Raw genomic sequence first — 16655 nt, forward strand, 5'->3', positions numbered from 1 at the left:
GCTGGACAAAGGGGACGTCCCAGGGAATCCGTCATGAATCGCAAAGCCAGGCGCGAACGGGCGTTGGCGCAGTCGCACCTGTTCCGTCGCTACGGAAAGGGGCGTTGGATCCGACCGCAGCGCTTCGAGAACTCGGCGCGCGCGCAAGAGCTGCAGGAGGCGGCGACCGCCGCGGCGCAACCGGTCGAGGCGAACTGGAATACGGACACGCCGCAGATGGCCGGCGGGCCGACCACATCGCGCGATTCCCAGGCGCAGTTGCTCACCCTCGCCCGCCCCAGTCTGGCGATCCGCGCGCTCAACAACCTGAGCTATGGCGTCACGCCGAGTTCGCTGGCGGAATTCAATGGCCTGGGCTCCAACGACGCCCAGCGCCTGCAGAATTACATCGACTGGCAGTTGGACTGGACCGCGATCGACGACAGCGTGATCGATACGCGCCTGAACGCGGCCGGCTACACCACGCTGGGCAAGTCGCTGACCCAGCTGTGGGCCGACCACGTAGTGCCTGACCCCGCCTACGACGTGCGCATGCGCCCGGCCTGGGAAATCCAGCGCGCGGCCTTCGTGCGCGCCACCTATTCGAAGCGGCAGCTGCGCGAGGTGATGGTCAACTTCTGGCACGACCACTTCAACGTCACCGCCAACGATTTCGCGTCCGGTCCGGTGTACGTGCACTACGACCGCGACGTGCTGCGCAAGTCGGCGTTCGGCAATTTCCGGGTCATGCTCGAAGACGTGGCCTGCAGTCCGTCGATGTTGTTCTACCTCGACAACGTGTCCAACAGCCGCTCCGGCCCGAACGAGAACTGGGCGCGCGAATTGCTGGAGCTGCACACCCTGGGCGCCGGCCGCTACCTGGGCTTCACCGATCCCTTCATGGTGCCGCCGGATCCGGAGGACGCCGCCTATCCGTCGGGCTACACCGACATCGACGTCTACGAGACCGCCTCGGCGTTCACCGGCTGGAGCCTGAAGAACGCGCACTGGCAGTACCCGACCGAAAACGACGGCACCTTCGTCTATCGCCAGGCCTGGCACGATGCGGGTCCGAAGTTCGTGCTCGGGCGCCTGCTCAACCCCGAACAACCAGCGATGAAGGACGGGCGCGACGTGCTGGATCGTCTGGCCAGCCATCCCGGCGTCGCACGCTTCGTCTGCGCCAAGCTGGTGCGCCGCTTCGTCAACGATACGCCGCCGCCGGCGCTGGTCGCATCGGCCGCGGCAGTGTTCCGTCAGCACTGGCAGAGCCCGAACCAGATCGAGCACGTGCTGCGCCACATCCTCAACTCCAGCGCGTTCAGCAGTGCCTGGGGCCAGAAGAACCGGCGCCCGTTCGAGGCCGTCGTCGCGGCGATGCGCGCGGCCGGCAGCGATTGGACCCTGCGGCCCGCGCATAGCAAGTCCGAAGACTTCCTGTACCGCTTCGGCTTCACCGGCCACGCGCCCTACGACTGGCCGGCGCCCAACGGTTATCCCGACACAGGCCTGGCCTGGTCGGGCGCGGGCAGCTACGCCACCACCTGGAAGATGCTCAACTGGCTGACCGAAACCAGCGAGGCCAGTGTGCCGTTGCTGCCGGTGCTGCAGCTCAGCCGCAGCGAGGTCGCCAGCTGGACCGCACCCAACCTGGTCGACTACTGGTGCCGGCGTCTGCTCGGCTATCTGCCCGACGCCGCGCGGCGCCAGACCCTGATCGCGTTCATGGCCCAGAACGGCGACCCCGCCAGCTACGTCATCACCGATACCGACACCTGGTCCGGCACCGACCTCAAGCGCCACTACAACCAGCAACGCCTGCGCAGCATGGTGTCGCTGGTGTTGATGACGCCCGAATTCCTGAGCCGCTGAGGAGCACGCCATGTCTTCGATCACCCTCAGCCGTCGTGGCTTCCTCAAGGCCTGCGCCGCCACCGCCGCGGTCGGCGCGGTCGGGCCCACCCTGCTGTTCTCCAGCCCCGCCGAAGCCGCCGCGAACGCGCACGACACCGTGGTGTTCCTGTTCCTGCGCGGCGGCATGGACGGTCTCAACCTGGTCGTGCCGGTCGACGGCAGCGATCGCGGTTTCTACGAGCAGGCGCGCCCGGCGCTGCAGATCGCTACCAGCGGCACCTACGGCGCCCTGCCCCTGACCCTGGCCGGCGGCGCGGGCACCGGCTTCGGCCTGCATCCGTCGGCGACCGGGCTGCGCGATATCTGGAACAGCGGCCAGCTCGCGATCGTGCACGCCTGCGGCTTGCTGACCTCGGTCACGCGCAGCCATTTCGACGCCCAGCTGTCGATCGACCTGGGCACGCCCGGCCAAGGCGGCGGCGTGGGCTGGCTGGCGCGCGCGATGAACAGCCAACCCGGCGTCAGCGGCGCCGAGGCCATGCCCGCGCTGGCGGTGAACAACCGCCAGCCGGCCAATCTCAACGGCACCACGCGCGCGCTGACCATGGGGCGGCCGTCGGATTTCGCGCTCGATGCCGGGGCCTGGCAGTGGCAGAAGACGCGCTCGGATTCGCCCGTGGGCCTGCGCGGCGTCAACGAAACCCTGGCCTCGCTGTGGAACGGCAACACCGGCTTGGAATACGGCGGCCAGCGCGCCGACGGTTCGCTGCGCGTGATCGCCCAGCAAAGCTACGCCGCATTGCCGGCGAATTGGCCGACCGGCAATTTCGCCGAGCAGCTGTGGACGATCGCGCAGTCGATCCGCTTCAACCTCGGCCTGCGCTACGCCACCCTCGACCTCGGCGGTTGGGATACGCACGACGGCCAAGGCAGCGCCGGCACCGGCTATCACTACTACCAGAACAAGATCGCCGAACTGTCGGCGGCGCTGGCCGCGTTCCACAACGAACTGGCCGCCAGCGGCCACCTGTCGCGCGTGACCACGGTGGTGCAATCCGAGTTCGGCCGACGCGTGCGCGAGAACGCCAACCGTGGCACCGACCATGGCTACGGCAACCCGGTGATGGTGTCGGGCGGCGCGGTCAACGGCCGTCGCTTCTACGGCCATTGGCCGAGCCTGAACCCGGAAACCCTGTCGGCCTATTACGGCGACGTGCCGGTGACCACCGATCACCGACGCGTGCTGTCGGAAATCCTGGTCCGGCGCATGGGCAACAATCAGCTCAGCACGGTGTTCCCGGGTTACAGCGGCTACACGCCCCTGGGCATCGTCCAGGGCAACGACCTGGCCGTGCAGGGCGCCGGCATGAGCAGGGTCGCGCAACCCGCGCTGGCGCGGCAGGAGGCGCCCGACGCGCTGCCGCAATCGAACCGCCGTCGCGATTATCTCGCGCGTCTGTTGAACGATCCGCGCATCGTGCGCCATCGCTGAGCGCGACCCGGGCGCGGCCCTGCCGCGTCCGGAGTAGCATGTCGCATGTGCCTGATCGCCCTGTCCTGGCGTAGCCATCCGCGCTACCCGCTCGCCCTGATCGCCAACCGCGACGAATCGCACGCGCGCGCTGCCGCCGCGGCCGGCCCCGATCCCGAAGCGCCCGACGTTTACGGCGGCCGCGACCTGGTCCAGGGCGGCGGCTGGCTGATGGTGTCCACGCGCGGCCGCCTGGCCGCGGTCACCAACGTACGCGCCGGTCTCGCCGCCGATGCCGCGCCGCGTTCGCGCGGCGCCCTGGTGCGCGGCTTCGTGCGCGGCAGCGTATCGGCGCAAGCCACGCTGGCGACGGTGCGCGAACAGGCGCCCGACTACGGCCGTTTCAATCTGGTGCTATGGGACGGCGAATCGCTGGCCTTCGCCAGCAATTATCCGCAGTACGCCGAGCACCCGATCGCGCCCGGCATGCACGCCATGTCGAACGGCGCCTTCGACGCGCAATGGCCCAAGAGCGGCCACACCACGCGCGCCTTGTCGAATTGGTTGGCCTCGCCCGCCTCCGAACGCGACAGCCCCGACACGGAGGCCTTGCGGCCCTTGTTCGCCGCCCTCGCCGACACCACGCCCGCACCGGACGCCGAACTGCCGGATACCGGCGTCGGCCTGGAACTGGAACGCGTGCTGTCGCCACCGTTCGTACGCGGCGAACGCTACGGCACGCGCTGCAGCACCATCGTCCTGGTGGGCGCGGATTCGATCGTATTCGTCGAACGTCGCTACGGCCCCGACGCCGCACCCGGCGGCGAGACCGCGACGGTATTGCCGCTGCGCCGTTGAACGATCGCCTCCCCACTCGCTACCCGCTTCCTATGGGAGCGGCGTGAGCCGCGAGTACTTCACCGCATACGCTTTCGTTGCGATACGTCATCCCGCTATCGCGGCCGATGCCGATCCCACAGAAGCAGGCTGCGCCGTAGCCGTCGAGCCGCAAATGAGAAGGCCCAGGCTTCGAGGTTTCCCTCGGGTGGCTGGGCCTTCCGTGTCGGAGCGGTTGCATCGGACTCGCGTCCGTAGATTTTTCTCCGACGCTGCGATCCTAAACGCAGCGCCGTTAGGCCGCGGTCAAATTTCCGTGATGCGCGCGTGTTACGCGCCCCAGGGCCACCAGCCGCGCCCGGTCTGGGCGTAGCGGTCGGCCGCGCGCTCGAAGGGATTGCGCACGCTGACTCCGCCGCATAGCAGGTACAGCGGCAGAAACAGCGCGCCCAGCACCATGTACTGGTAGACATGCGCGCGCTCGTGGTCGGCGAGCTGGATCTCGGCCTCGTCGCCGTGGCCGGCGCGATGGGCGTAGGTCGCGCAGGGCGAATCTAGGCTGTCGCCGGTATGCAGGATCACATTGCCCAGGGTGATCGCGCCGCCCGGCCCCCAGGGCCAGCGGTGGAACACCAGCGCCAAATCGCGCCGGCGCAGATGCACGTGCGCGCCGCGCGCCATGCCGACCGCGCCGGCGATCAGGCCGAGCAGGCTCACCGGCGACGCCCAGACGATGCCGAGCGCGCGCCCGGCGCTGCGCAGCAACGGGCTCAGGCGCTGCCCTCTTCCGGCATCAGCAGCCATAGGATCAGGTAGACCAGGATGCCGGGGAATGCGACCGACGCGATCGACACGATCACGTAGATCGCGCGCAGCAGGGTCGCGTTCCAGCCGAAGCGCCGGGCGATGCCGCCGACCACGCCGGCGATCATGCGGTCGTGACGCGAACGGACGAAGGGTCGCGATGCTTGGCTCATGCGGCTGCTCCTGGCGGCGACGCCCGCAGTTTAGCGCCTCAGCGCGAAGGCGGCGTGGCGGCCGGTTTGGCGCGAATTTCGTTCAGGCGCGCGCGCAGCCAGGTCGCCGACGGCGTCGCCGCGGCGGTGCCGCAGCGGATCTGGTAGGCGCGGCCGCTCATGCTGCTTTCGCTGGCGGCGCGCTCGATGAACTGCTCGGCGCTGGCGACCAGGTCGCGCTTGCGCAGGTAGGCGTACTTCTTGCGCAGGTGGGCTTGGGCCTGGGCGGCGTCGTACCAGCTGCCGTTGCGCTGGAACTGGCAGCCCGAACGCGCCAGGGTCGCGATCAGCTGTTCGATCTCGCGTTCGGCCTGGGGCGGCGGTGCGGCGTGAGCGGTCGAGGCGACGGCCAGCAACGGCAACAATAAGGCGGCGAGGCGTGAGTTCATGCGGGTATTACAACCCACGCACCCAGGGACCGATCACGTTCGCCCAGATCGCATAGCCCTTTTCGTTCATGTGCAGGCGGTCGGCCACGAACAAGTCCTCGCGCGGCTGGGCCTTGGCATCGAGCATGGGGGTGTAGACGTCCAGATAGGCGACTTGGTCGCGGGCGGCGTAGTCGCGGATCAGCAGGTTGGCGGTGCGCACCTGCGGCAGCAGATGCGCGCGCACCGGACTGGGTTTGATCGAGACGAAGGCGATCGGCAGGCCAGGCTGGGCCGCGCGCACGCGCTGGACGAAGGCCGCGAAATCCTGGGCGACCTCTTGCGGCGTGCGCCCTTCCTGCAGGTCGTTGTCGCCGGCGTAGAACACCACCGCGCGAGGCTGGTACGGGGTCACGATGCGGTCGGCGTAGTGGACCGAGTCGTACACGCGCGAACCGCCGTAACCGCGGTTGATCGCGACGATGCCGGGCAGGTCCTCGTGCAGCGTGGTCCACAGGCGGAACGAGGAACTGCCGACGAACACCACCGCGCCCGGCATGCGGCGCACGCGGCTGTCCTCGGCTTCGAAAGCGGCGATGTCGGGTTCGAAACGGGCCCAATCGTTGGGCGCGGCAGGTGTCGCGGGTGCGGGCGTTGCCGGCGCGGGTGCGCTCGCGGCGGCGGCCGGAGCGGTAGCGCGGCAGGCGGCGAGCAGGATCAGCAGCAGCGGGACTAGCAGACGGCGCATACGCGGGCGGCTCTCGACGGACCAGGGCCTAGCCTAGCGTGCCGCGGCGATGATGTGGCGCGCGTAGGCGGGGCGCGGCTGCGGCGGGGGTTAAAAGCAAATCCCCCTCAATCCCCCTTTTTCAAAGGGGGAGGAGCAGCGGCTGTTGGGATGGTGCGGCGCTCCTAAGCGGTGCGCCGCTTCGTCAACGTTGCTGGTGGGGTTGGCGAGCTATCGGTGGCGCGGCTGCGGCGGGGCTAAAGCAAATTCCCCTCAATCCCCCTTTTTCAAAGGGGGAGGCAAGGTGGGTCAGCGCGAGCGCTGCTCCAGCCAATCGTGGATCGCGCTGGGCACTTCGCGCTGGGCGCGGCTGGAGACGTAGATGCCGATGTGGCCGCCCTTGAACGAGAGCTCGGTGTAGTCGGTGGTGCCGACCAACCCGCGCAGCGCCCGCGAGGCGTCCGGCGGGACCAGGTGGTCCTGCTCGGCGTAGATGTTCAGCACCGGCATGTCCAGATAGCCCAGGTCGACCGCGCGTCCGCCGATGTCGATGCCGCCCTTGACGAAGCCGTTGCCCTGGTAGAACTGCTTGATGAATTGGCGGAAGGCTTCGCCGGCCTGGTCCGGCGAGTCGAAGATCCACTTCTCCATGCGCAGGAAATCCTCCAGCGCCCTCTTGTCGTCGAGGATATCGACCAGCCCCACGTACTTCTGCACGAACAGCCGCCAGGGCTTGAGCGTGAGGTAGCACCAGTTCATCAAGTCGGCCGGCACATTGCCCAGGGTGTCGACGAACTGATCGACGTCGAGATTGCGGGTCCAGTTCGACAGCATGTTGTCGCTGGTGTGGAAATCCACCGGCGTGACCATGGCGATGAAGTTGCGGACCTTATTCGGATTCAGCGCCGCGTAACACAGCGAGAATGCGCCGCCCTGGCAGATGCCGAGCAGGTTGATCGACTCCATGCGGTAGGCGCCGCGCAGGTAGTCCACCGCGCCGCCGAGGAAGCGCTGGATGTAGTCCTCGAGCTCGAGGTAGCGGTCGGAACGGTCCGGATAGCCCCAGTCGAGGATGTACACGTCCTCGCCGCGTTCCAGCAGGCCGCGCACGATCGATTTGTCCGACTGCAGATCGACCATGTAAGGCCGATTGACCAGAGCGTAGGCGATCAGCAGCGGCACCTTGGCGGTGGGCGCGGTCTCGCCGCGGTAGCGGTACAGCGCGACCTTGCCGTCGCGCCAGACTTCTTCCTTGCGGGTCGCGCCGTATTCGACGTCGTCGAGTTCGCGCAGCGTGTCCAGGCCCGCGCGTAGCTTGGCCTGGGTGCGCATCGCTTCCTGCGCCAGCGATTCGGGAGTGAACTGGATGGGGCCGGTCATGTCAGCGCGCTCCCTTGCCTGGCTTGCTCAATTTGGTCGGCTTGCTGGCCTGCTTGGCGGCGGCCTTGGTCGCGACCGGGCGCGTCGGCGGTTGCGGGCGCGCGATCGCGGATTTCTTGGCGGCCGCCTTCTTGGCACTGGCCGGTTTCGCGGCGGCCGGCTTCCGCGCAGGCGCGGGCTTCGCCGGCGTGGCGTCGTTGGCCGCCGGCTCGCTCGTGCGCGGGACCGCGCGCGCGGGCGCGGCCTGGATGGCGTCGCGCAGGCGGCGCACTTCGCGTTCCAACTGCACGATTTTGCGGTGCGCGGCGTCGATCTCGGTGCGGGTGGGAATGCCGAAGCTGCCGGTCGCGTGCTCGACTTCGGTCTGGATCGCGCCGCGCAGCTTCATCTGCGAATTGACCAAGGCCGCGTAGGCATCGCGGAAACGCGGCGACAGCGCGATCTCGGCGTAGGCGTCTTCGGCCGCGTCGATCCACAGATCGAATAAGGCACGCGCCGACTGCAACTGCCGGCCGGGCTCGCTGCGCTCGGCCAGCTTGTCCTCGAAGCGCGCGAACGCGTTCTGCCCGGCTTCGGCCATCAGCGCGTTGTAAGCCTGGCTTTGCTGCTGGTAATTCGAATGCGCCAGCGCCAGCGCCTGCAAGCGCTCCTGATGCTCGCGCGCGAAACCGAACGCGGGCATGCCCAGCCAGGACTGGCCGTCGCGCTGCCACTGCTGCAGATAGGGCGCGGCCTGTTCCAGCCACTGCGAAAGATCGTTCTGGCCGGGGCCGCGCATGCTGCCGAACACGTCGGCGAAGGGATTGGCGCCGCTGCCGCCCAGCGCCTGCTTCCAGGCCTGGGCGACGTCGCCGGCCGAGGCGTCGCGGCCGGCGAACTGCGCGGCCAGTTGCTGCATCTGCCCGAACCAGCCGCGCGCCTGCGAATTGAAGCGCTCCAGCGCCTCGTTGGCCTCGCTGCGGCCGCCCTGGGCCAACTGCGACCACCACTGCACGGCCTCGTTCCAGCCCGGCGCGGTGGTCGCCGCCGGCGCCTGCGCGCCGCGCATCATTTCGCCCCAGGCGTTCCAGTACTGGCGCGCGATGGCGTCGAAGTCGCCTTGCCCGAAACCGTCCTGTCCAAAGCCGCCCGGCTTGAAACCGCCGCCGGAGCCGAATCCGTGATTGGCCATCGCATCCTCCAAGTTTGGTCCGATCATAACAACGCGATGTTGCGTCGCGTCAGCCTGTGCCGGGCGGCACAGGATCGGGCCGTTCCGTACCCGTCCGTGTGGCAGCTCGGGCGACGGAATCGCGCGCTCAGGGCTTGGGGATGCGCAGGGTCTTGCTGATCATCAGCGAACCCGACAGCGCGAACATCAGCACCAGCGGATGGAACTGCCACGGCCCCAGCTGGACCACGCCGAACCACAAGTCGTGGCCGATCGCGCCCTGCCAGGCCGCAACCGCCAGCACCACCACCAGCAGCAGGCTGGTCGGGATCGGCGTGCCTTCGAAATACTTGACCTTATCGTCGTCGCCCGCGAGCGCCTCGGCGGTGACGTTGTAGCGCGCCAGGCGGCTCACGCCGCAGCCGACGAAGTAGCTCAGCACCGCCCAGTCCCAGCCGCCCTGCAGGCCGCAGGCGTAGGCCAGCGCGGCCGGCGCGACGCCGAAGGAAATCACGTCGGCCAGCGAATCCAGTTCGCGGCCCAGCGTGGACGAGGATTTGCGCCAACGCGCGACCCGGCCGTCCAGGGCGTCGAAGATGAAGGCCAGCGGGATCAAGGCCATGCCGATCATCAGGTCGCGCACGCCGCCCTCCTGCAGGAAGCGCATCGCGGCGAAGATCGCGCCGGTGCCGCAGAAGGCGTTGGCGAGGGTGAACCAGTCCGCGAGATGAAAATCGCGGAGCATCGAAAAATGGCGCTTCATGCGGCGCTCCTGAGCCGGGCGCCGCGTGCGGCGATCGGTGATGGAAAGTCACAGCCTGCCAAGCCGGAGCTGCGCAGGCAAGCGCTTGACGGATGGCCGCCATCGGTTCAAGGCGCACCGCTACCGCGCGCGCGTCCCCGCCGGCGCGTGTGTCGGACGCCGATCGTCGCGACGGTCCAACGCCCTAGCTTGCAGCGGCGCTTGCAGCGACGAGGTGATGGCGCGCGCGGGCGATCGCGCCCCGGATCGCCCTTGCCCGCGCGGCCTCGCCCCGACCTCGGCCGTCAGCGCGGTATCGCCAGATGGGCTGCCGATACCGGCTTGCCGGCGCCACGCGGCGTGGTGTCGATGATCGCGTCGGCCGGCAGCGGCGTGCCCGCGTCCAGGCGCGCGGACACACGGTCCAGCGCCTCGTACACGTAAGGCAGCAGCGGCAGATAACGCGCGCCGTAGTCGGGCAAGCCGAGGAAGGCGTCGAAGTGCTGTGCGTTGCGCACCTGCCAGTAACGCACCTCGCGCCCGGCCGCCTGGGCCTGGCGCACATAGGGCGCGCTGGTGAACGCCGGCGGGATCAGGCCGTCGTCGCGGCCGTGGATCACCAGCACCGGCAGGCCGGCGCGCGGCAACCCGGCACGGGTTTCGGCCACGCCCTTGCGCACGCGCTCGGCGTCGGCGCCCTGCCCCTGCCACAGGCCGCGCAGGCACTGCAGGCCGGCGAAACTCGGATCGGGCAACTGCATGCGGCTGTCGACGATGGCCACGCCCGCGCCCGGCGGAATGCCGCTGGCGTCGGACCACCAGGCCGCGCGTTCGACCGCGGTGGCGGCACGCGCGCTGAAATCCGGATTCAGCGCAGCGTAGGAATAACCGCAGGGATGCTCGCCGACCCGATAGCGCCCGTAGGCCGAAGCGTAGGCGACCGCGACCGCGCGCCACAGGTCGAAGCCCACCGACAGCGCGCCCGCGCGCAAGGCCTCGTCGGTCCAACCCTGGGCCTTGAGTTGCGCGTGCGCCGAGCGCGCCTGCGCGGCGGTATCGTTGCCCTCGACCAGACCGGCGGCCTTGAGCGAAGCGCAGCGCTGGGTCCACAGCGGTGCGACCTGCGCGGCCAGCGGCGGCTGCGGCAGCGGTCCCAGCGCGGGATCCAGCAGCGCGCAGGGCATCAGCAGCGCGGCCTCGGTGGTGTAGTCGTAAAGCGCGCGGCCGCCTTCGGCGAGCACGCTGGGTTCGCCGGCGACCACCGCATCCAACCAGTCGCCTTCCAGCTCGGCCGCGCGCAGCACCGCACCGCCGCCGTTGGAGACGCCGACCGCGATCACCCGCGTATTGGCGAAAGTGAACGGCGCCGATTGCGGCAGGGCCTCGTCCAGCGCCTGCAGCGCGAACTGCGCGGCCTGTTTGACGTGACGGCCCCAGTCGGCCTCGGGATTGTCGGTGGAATGCGCATGCTTGAAGGCGATGCCGGTGGCGCCGACCGGCGCATCGGCCGGGAACGCCAGACCTGCGTCGCGCGCACCGACCGTACCGTCGGCGCGCACGCCCTCGCCCGCATCCAGATCGAAGTAGTCGGTGCCGGTGCCCTTGTCGGTGTAGGCGATCGCGCAGCCCTTGGGCAGGCCCCAGGCCGCGGCGACCGAGATCGCGCCGTAGATGCCGCGCGAACCCGAGGACGCCGCCACCACCACGCAGCGCTTGCCGGCGTCGAACGCATCCGGCACCTGCACCAGCACGCGATGCGGCTTGCTCGCGCCGGGCACGGTCGCCAACGCGCTGAACTCGCGGCCGGGCACGGTCGCGGTGCTGCCGTAGAGCTCGCCGTAGCCGCCGCCGGGCGCGAGATCGGCGATACCGCGCCAGTTGGCCCAGATCGCGCGACGGCGCAGTTCGGCCACGCTGGGGGCTTCCGGACGGGCGAAGGCCGGCGGCGTCAGCGCGCGCAGACCAGCCAGGCCGAGGCCAGCGGTGAGCAGGTCGTCGTCGCCGCGGTGCTCGCTGACGCGTTGCGCGGTGAACATCGGCGCGGACTCCTTGGACAGGCGCGCGCCGCCGGCACAGGCGGCGAGCACGAAGGGAACGACGAGCGCGGCGCAGGCCGCGGCGATACGCAGGGTGGGCGGATTCATCCCGCGAGCGTAGCAAGCCGCCGCCTCGCCCTCATCGTACTTTCGTACAGGCCCGCCCGTGTCCGCGCCTGGGTGCGCTAGGCTAGCGACGATGCCCACTTTGCTGATCGCCGACGACCACCCGCTGTTCCGCGCCGCCCTGCGCCAGGCCGCCGCCGATGCGGTGGCCGACACCCAGGTGCGCGAAACCGACACCCTGGACGGCGTGCTGGCCGCGCTGGACGCCGAGCCCGGCATCGACCTGGTCCTGCTGGACCTGCACATGCCCGGCAATCACGGCCTGGCCGGGCTGGCCGCGATCCGCGCCCAATACCCCGGCGTGGCGGTGGTGGTGGTGTCGGCCAACGACGATCCGCGCGTGGTGCGGCGCGCGCTCGACCATGGCGCGGCCGGCTATCTGCCAAAGAGCGCGGGCCTGGACGAATTGCGCGATGCGATCCGCGCCGTGCTGGCCTGCGAGCAATGGCTGCCGGCCTCGCTGCGCGCGGCGGTCGCGCGCACCGACAGCGCCAGCGCCGACGCCGACCTGGCCGCGCGCCTGGCCAGCCTGTCGCCGCAGCAGTTCCGCGTGCTCACTCTGGTCGCCGATGGCCTGCTCAACAAACAGATCGCCGATCGCCTGGATGTGCAGGAGCGCACGGTCAAGGCCCACCTGTCGGCGATCTTCGACCGCCTGGGCGTGCGCAACCGCACTCAGGCCGGCGTGGTGCTGCGCGAGCTAGAACTCAGCGACCCGGCGCGACAGATCGCGGATTGAGCGTCAATCGTCTACGTTTTCCGCCGATGCCTGTGGGATCGGCGTAAGCCGCGATAGCGCTACCCCCTGAGGCCGCGACCACGCACGCTCGACGTCGCATCTGCGCGCTCTACGCCAATGCGGGCGAATGCGATCTTCCATCCTCGTCGAGGCTTCGCGATCGCGGCTTACGCCGCTCCCACAGAAAGCGGAGCGGTGCCCGCGATGGGAGCGACGCCGATGGACGTCGCCCCCGGTGCACAGCCTGTGCTCGCGCCTGGATCAGCTAGCGCTCAGCCGCAAGCGCTGCGGCGCGCGGTACTCGCACTGAGTCCGTTTCGCCGTCTCGCAGCTGTGCTTATGCGTCTGCAAGCTCAGCGCCTTGGCGCCGCCGCCGGATCCGCAATCGGCGAAACACGCCGCGCGTTCGGCCTCGCACGCGGCCGGCGATTCGCCGCTGGCCAGGCAGATGTTGTACAGGCGCACACAGATGCTCTGACACGACGCCTGCGCGGGCAAGGCCGAAAACAAGCCGACACCCAACGCCAGCGCAAGCGAACACACGGAAGCCGTGGTCTTCATCGTTCCTCTCCTTTGAAACGCGAACCCCCTGCCTCTCGCACCCTACCCCGTGGCGCGCCGCAGGCAAAGCCGCTGCGCGCGCCGCACGCGATTCCTCGACGCAGCGCAAGGAAACCCGCGCATTCACGCTGGCGCCGTTGCGCAGCGCATCATCGCGCCTGGCGCGGCTAGCCGATCTCCAACTCCCGCGCGGCCAGCATGCGGTCCAGCACCGATTTCAGCGCCAGCGGCTTGAGCGGCTTGGTCAGCAGCGACAGGCCGGCCTCGTGCACCGCGCGACGCACCGACTCGCCGCTGTCGGCGCTGAGGATCAGGCTCGGCCGCGGCCCGAACGCGGCGCCCAGGCGCTCGGCCAGGGCGACGCCGGTGTCGCCCTCGTCGAGGTGGTAGTCGAACAGCCACAGCGAGGCCGGATCGTCGTTCATCGCGCGCTGCGCCTGCGCGCCATCGGATGCGGTCGCGACCTCGAAGCCCCAGCGCCGCAGCAGATCGGCCAGGGCCGCCAGCGCCTGCGCGTCGTTGTCGACCGCGAGCACGCGCAAGCCGGCGCGGCCGCCGCGTGCGCGGTGCGCGCCCGCATGCGCGCCGCGCGCGGGCACGCGCGCCACCCGTACCGCGAACGCCGTGCCGCGGCCGAGGTGGCTGCGCAAGCTCAGCGGCGCGTCCAGCAGCTGGGCGATGCGGTCGGCGATCGACAGGCCCAACCCTAGGCCCTGGCCGGGCGCGTCTTCGCCGCGCCGGAACTCCTCGAAGATCGCGGTCTGGTGTTCCAGGGCGATGCCCGGGCCGGTGTCGTGGACTTCGATGCGCAGATGCGCGCCGTCGCGGCGCACGCCCAGCAGCACGCTGCCCTGGATGGCGTAGCGCACCGCGTTGGCTAGGAAGTTCTGCAGCACGCGTCGCAGCAGCTGCGGGTCGCTGTGGATCCAGGCGTCGCTGGCGACGAAACGGAAGCGCAGCCCGCGCGCGGCCGCGATCGCGCCGAACTCGGAGGCCAGCGGTTCCAGCACCTCGGCCAGCGGAAATTCGCGCGGCTGCGGCACCAGGCCACCGGCTTGCAGGCGCGACATGTCGAGCAGGCCGGTGAGCAGATCGCCGGTGGAATCCAGCGCGCCGCTGATCTGGGCCACGGTCTCGCGCTGTTGCGCACCCTGCACCTGCTGCGACAGGGCGTCGGCGAACAGTTGCGCGGCATGCAGCGGCTGCATCAGGTCGTGGCCGATCGCGGCCAGGAAGCGACTCTTGGCCTCGTTGGCGCGCTCGGCCTCGCCCTTGGCGATCTCCAGGTCGGCGGTGCGCTCGATCACGCGCTGCTCCAGGGTTTCGTTGGCCTGGATCAGCCCGGCCTCGGCGCGGCGGAACGCGGTGACGTCGGTGAAGGTGGCGACGAAGCCGCCGCCCGGCATGGGATTGCCGCGGATCTCGACGATGCTGCCGTCGGGCAGCACGCGCTCGGACAGATGCGGCGTGCCCGCGCGCATGAACGCCAGCCGCCGCTCCAGGGCGCGCTCCAACTGGCCCTGCAAGGGCCGTCCCGATGGTGGCATGCGCTGCAGGGCCCAGCGCGACAGCTCGGCGATCGGGCGCCCGACCTGCAGCAGTTCGGGCGGGAAATCGAACAGCTCGGCGTAGCGCCGGTTCCAGGCCACCAGGCGCAGTTGCGCATCGACCACGCTGATGCCCTGGCTCATGTTCTGCAACGCCGCTTCCAGCACGCGCTGATTGAAACGCAGGTCGGCCGAAGCCTCGCCGACGATGGCCGCGACCGTATCCAGGTCGCGGCCGGTATCGCGACGCGCGGCATCCAGCAAGACCCGCGCCGAGGCCGAACCCAGCACCGCGGCCAGTTCGCGTTCGACCCGGTCCTCGATCTGCGCGGCCACCGCCTCGCCCGTGGGCACGCCCTGCAGCAATTGCGCGACGCGCTCGCGCGGCAGGAAACGCAGGCCGGTGTCGCGCAGGGTCTGCACGTCCAGGCCGCGCTGCGCGCGTCGCGGCGCCTCGCGCCGCCACACCGCCGCGATCACCGTCGCCAGCGTGCCCACGAACAGGCTGGCGCCGACCGCGCGCCCCAGCCGGCTCCAGCCGGTGAGCCCGAACAGGCCGTCCGGCGACAACCAGGCGATTCCGAACGGCCCGGTGTCCAGCCAACCGGGGTTCGCGCCGCGCGCCGCCAGCATCATCGGCAGCAACAACACCCAGGCCCAGGCCGCGAAACCCAGCAGCACACCGATCACCGCCGCGCGCGGCGGCGTCTGCGGGCGCCAGACCGCGAAGCCCAAGGCCGGCGCCAGCGTCGCCAGCGCCGAGAACGAGACCGCACCGACGTCGGCCAGCGCCTCGCTGCCGGCGATCAGGCGGCTATACGCCCAGGCCAGCAGCATGATCGCCACGATGCCGCTGCGGCGCAGGGCCAGCACATGGCCGCGCAGATCGCTGCCGTCGTTGCGCGACCACAGGCCGCGCAGCAGGCCCGGCGCGAACCAGTGGTTGCCGATCATCAGGCTCAGGGTCAGCGTGCTGACCACGACCATGCCGGTGGCCGCGCTGAGTCCGCCGAGGAAGGCGAACAAGGCCAGGCCCTCGTGCCCTTGCGACAAGGGCAGCGCCAGCACGTACAGATCCGAGGGCACGCCGCTACCGCCCAGCAGCGCCTGGCCCGCCTTGGCCAGCGGCAGCACCGGCAGCGCGATCAGCACCAGGTACAGCGGGAACTGCCAGCGCGCGGTGCGCACGTCGCGCTCGTCGCGGCATTCGACCACGCCGACGTGGAACTGGTGCGGCAGGATGAACATCGCCAGGGCGCCCAGCAGCACCAGCGGCGCGAACCCGCCGGCCGGATCCGCCGGCGGCGGCGGCGCGGCCGCGGCGGTGGGCGCGTCCAGGCCGAACCAGACGAACAGGCCCAGCGACAGCATCGCCGCGAGCTTGAACACCGATTCGAACGCCATCGCCAGCACCAGGCCGCGGTTGTGTTCGGCGGCGCTGGCGCGGCGGGTGCCGAACAGCATCGCGAACAAGGCCATCGCCAATGCGACGTAGAGCGCGCTGTCCTGCCAGGCCGGCGACGCCGCCGCGTCGGGCGAGCGCGTGGTCAGCATAGCGAAGCTCATCGCCACGGCCTTGAGCTGCAGCGCGATGTAGGGAATCAGGCCCAGCGCGGCGATCAATGTCACCGTCGCGGCCAGCCACGCGTCCTTGCCCAGGCGGGTGGCGATCAGGTCGGCCAGCGAGGTCGCGTTGGTTTCGCGCGCCAGCCGCACCAGCTTCATCATGAAGCCGACCGCGAGCGCGTACAGCAGGATCGATCCCAGGAAGGTCGGCGGCAGCGGCCAGCCGTAGCGCGCGGCCTGGGTCACGGTGCCGTAGAAGGTCCAGGAGGTGCAGTGCACCGCCAGCGACAGCGAATAGATATGCCGCCAGTGTCGCGCCAGCACCGTCGGCCGGCGCTCGGCGTAGAGCGCGGTACCGAACATCAGCGCCAGCCAGGCCACGCTGGCCAGGGCGACGGCGGTGAGGCTCAGCATGGGTGGGCGCGGGACGGCATCGGGCGAGGATAACGTAGGCCGCGACCGGGACCGGAACGCGGCACGACGGCGACGCCACTTCTCTGGGGATGAGGATCGCGGCTTACGCCGCTCCCACAGAAAGCTGCGTGAACGCGGCTTG

Annotated in this window: 14 protein-coding genes; 4 read left to right on the top strand and 10 right to left on the bottom strand. The window is 70.1% G+C overall.

The genetic code is table 11. The features are described from left to right. Positions 1-33: 33 nt before the first annotated feature. The 3 genes from ASE43_RS03640 to ASE43_RS03650 are packed head-to-tail and all read left to right on the top strand — an operon-like array spanning position 34 to position 4162. Complete coding sequence (locus ASE43_RS03640; RefSeq protein ID WP_057159490.1) at positions 34-1851, top strand: DUF1800 domain-containing protein; 1818 nt, start codon at positions 34-36, stop codon at positions 1849-1851. Positions 1852-1861: 10 nt separating this feature from the next. Then, complete coding sequence (locus tag ASE43_RS03645; RefSeq protein ID WP_057159491.1) at positions 1862-3325, top strand: DUF1501 domain-containing protein; 1464 nt, start codon at positions 1862-1864, stop codon at positions 3323-3325. A gap of 45 nt (positions 3326-3370) precedes the next feature. Beyond that, positions 3371-4162, top strand: coding sequence for an NRDE family protein (locus ASE43_RS03650; protein WP_057159492.1), 792 nt, complete (start codon positions 3371-3373; stop codon positions 4160-4162). A 309-nt stretch (positions 4163-4471) separates the two neighbouring features. On the opposite strand, the gene ASE43_RS03655 is transcribed toward ASE43_RS03650, so the two are convergent. The 8 genes from ASE43_RS03655 to ASE43_RS03690 form a co-directional block, all read right to left on the bottom strand. Further along, complete coding sequence (locus tag ASE43_RS03655; RefSeq protein WP_056175342.1) at positions 4472-4945, bottom strand: hypothetical protein; 474 nt, start codon at positions 4943-4945, stop codon at positions 4472-4474. Beyond that, entirely contained in the window at positions 4912-5118 is a 207-nt protein-coding gene (locus ASE43_RS03660; RefSeq protein WP_056175347.1) for a PspC domain-containing protein, read from the bottom strand. The genes ASE43_RS03655 and ASE43_RS03660 overlap by 34 nt, the downstream gene beginning before the upstream one ends. A 38-nt stretch (positions 5119-5156) precedes the next feature. Continuing rightward, positions 5157-5546: a DUF5329 domain-containing protein gene (locus tag ASE43_RS03665; RefSeq protein WP_057159493.1), complete on the bottom strand. Its 390-nt coding sequence runs from the start codon at positions 5544-5546 to the stop codon at positions 5157-5159. A gap of 7 nt (positions 5547-5553) precedes the next feature. Continuing rightward, positions 5554-6273, bottom strand: a complete 720-nt coding sequence (locus ASE43_RS03670) for an SGNH/GDSL hydrolase family protein (protein WP_057159494.1) — start codon at positions 6271-6273, stop codon at positions 5554-5556. Between the two features lie 288 nt (positions 6274-6561). Beyond that, positions 6562-7632: a class III poly(R)-hydroxyalkanoic acid synthase subunit PhaC gene (locus ASE43_RS03675; RefSeq protein ID WP_057159495.1), complete on the bottom strand. Its 1071-nt coding sequence runs from the start codon at positions 7630-7632 to the stop codon at positions 6562-6564. Between the two features lies 1 nt (position 7633). Further along, on the bottom strand, positions 7634-8803 hold the full coding sequence (gene phaE / locus ASE43_RS03680; RefSeq protein ID WP_082607078.1) for a class III poly(R)-hydroxyalkanoic acid synthase subunit PhaE: 1170 nt from the start codon (positions 8801-8803) through the stop codon (positions 7634-7636). A gap of 127 nt (positions 8804-8930) precedes the next feature. Then, a complete protein-coding gene (locus ASE43_RS03685; protein WP_056175358.1) occupies positions 8931-9545 on the bottom strand; it encodes a CDP-alcohol phosphatidyltransferase family protein in 615 nt (204 codons plus the stop codon). Between the two features lie 284 nt (positions 9546-9829). Beyond that, positions 9830-11668: a 3-hydroxybutyrate oligomer hydrolase family protein gene (locus ASE43_RS03690; RefSeq protein ID WP_082607079.1), complete on the bottom strand. Its 1839-nt coding sequence runs from the start codon at positions 11666-11668 to the stop codon at positions 9830-9832. A 91-nt stretch (positions 11669-11759) separates the two neighbouring features. Here ASE43_RS03690 and ASE43_RS03695 point away from each other — a divergent pair, with 91 nt between their 5' ends. Further along, a complete protein-coding gene (locus ASE43_RS03695) occupies positions 11760-12425 on the top strand; it encodes a response regulator transcription factor (RefSeq protein ID WP_056175361.1) in 666 nt (221 codons plus the stop codon). 261 nt (positions 12426-12686) lie between these two features. Here the strand turns inward: ASE43_RS03695 and ASE43_RS03700 are convergent, their stop codons facing one another. Together ASE43_RS03700 and ASE43_RS03705 are read right to left on the bottom strand one after the other, a co-directional pair. Continuing rightward, the gene (locus ASE43_RS03700) at positions 12687-12986 is read right to left on the bottom strand and encodes a hypothetical protein (protein ID WP_056175364.1); all 300 of its coding nucleotides are present in this window, start codon (positions 12984-12986) and stop codon (positions 12687-12689) included. A gap of 167 nt (positions 12987-13153) precedes the next feature. Beyond that, positions 13154-16513 (bottom strand): PAS-domain containing protein, encoded by a 3360-nt coding sequence (locus tag ASE43_RS03705; RefSeq protein WP_057159496.1) that lies wholly within the window; start codon positions 16511-16513, stop codon positions 13154-13156. Positions 16514-16655 lie beyond the last annotated feature (142 nt).

It is taken from the genome of Lysobacter sp. Root983, from assembly GCF_001429345.1.
Taxonomy (GTDB): domain Bacteria; phylum Pseudomonadota; class Gammaproteobacteria; order Xanthomonadales; family Xanthomonadaceae; genus Lysobacter.

Excerpts from the sequence above, each read along its gene's own strand:
- ASE43_RS03640 (WP_057159490.1), top strand. The coding sequence starts at position 34 with ATGAATCGCAAAGCCAGGCGCGAACGGGCGTTGGCGCAGTCGCACCTG.
- ASE43_RS03645 (WP_057159491.1), top strand. The coding sequence starts at position 1,862 with ATGTCTTCGATCACCCTCAGCCGTCGTGGCTTCCTCAAGGCCTGCGCC.
- ASE43_RS03650 (WP_057159492.1), top strand. The coding sequence starts at position 3,371 with ATGTGCCTGATCGCCCTGTCCTGGCGTAGCCATCCGCGCTACCCGCTC.
- ASE43_RS03655 (WP_056175342.1), bottom strand. The coding sequence starts at position 4,945 with ATGGCTGCTGATGCCGGAAGAGGGCAGCGCCTGAGCCCGTTGCTGCGC.
- ASE43_RS03660 (WP_056175347.1), bottom strand. The coding sequence starts at position 5,118 with ATGAGCCAAGCATCGCGACCCTTCGTCCGTTCGCGTCACGACCGCATG.
- ASE43_RS03665 (WP_057159493.1), bottom strand. The coding sequence starts at position 5,546 with ATGAACTCACGCCTCGCCGCCTTATTGTTGCCGTTGCTGGCCGTCGCC.
- ASE43_RS03670 (WP_057159494.1), bottom strand. The coding sequence starts at position 6,273 with ATGCGCCGTCTGCTAGTCCCGCTGCTGCTGATCCTGCTCGCCGCCTGC.
- ASE43_RS03675 (WP_057159495.1), bottom strand. The coding sequence starts at position 7,632 with ATGACCGGCCCCATCCAGTTCACTCCCGAATCGCTGGCGCAGGAAGCG.
- phaE (WP_082607078.1), bottom strand. The coding sequence starts at position 8,803 with ATGGCCAATCACGGATTCGGCTCCGGCGGCGGTTTCAAGCCGGGCGGC.
- ASE43_RS03685 (WP_056175358.1), bottom strand. The coding sequence starts at position 9,545 with ATGAAGCGCCATTTTTCGATGCTCCGCGATTTTCATCTCGCGGACTGG.
- ASE43_RS03690 (WP_082607079.1), bottom strand. The coding sequence starts at position 11,668 with ATGAATCCGCCCACCCTGCGTATCGCCGCGGCCTGCGCCGCGCTCGTC.
- ASE43_RS03695 (WP_056175361.1), top strand. The coding sequence starts at position 11,760 with ATGCCCACTTTGCTGATCGCCGACGACCACCCGCTGTTCCGCGCCGCC.
- ASE43_RS03700 (WP_056175364.1), bottom strand. The coding sequence starts at position 12,986 with ATGAAGACCACGGCTTCCGTGTGTTCGCTTGCGCTGGCGTTGGGTGTC.
- ASE43_RS03705 (WP_057159496.1), bottom strand. The coding sequence starts at position 16,513 with ATGCTGAGCCTCACCGCCGTCGCCCTGGCCAGCGTGGCCTGGCTGGCG.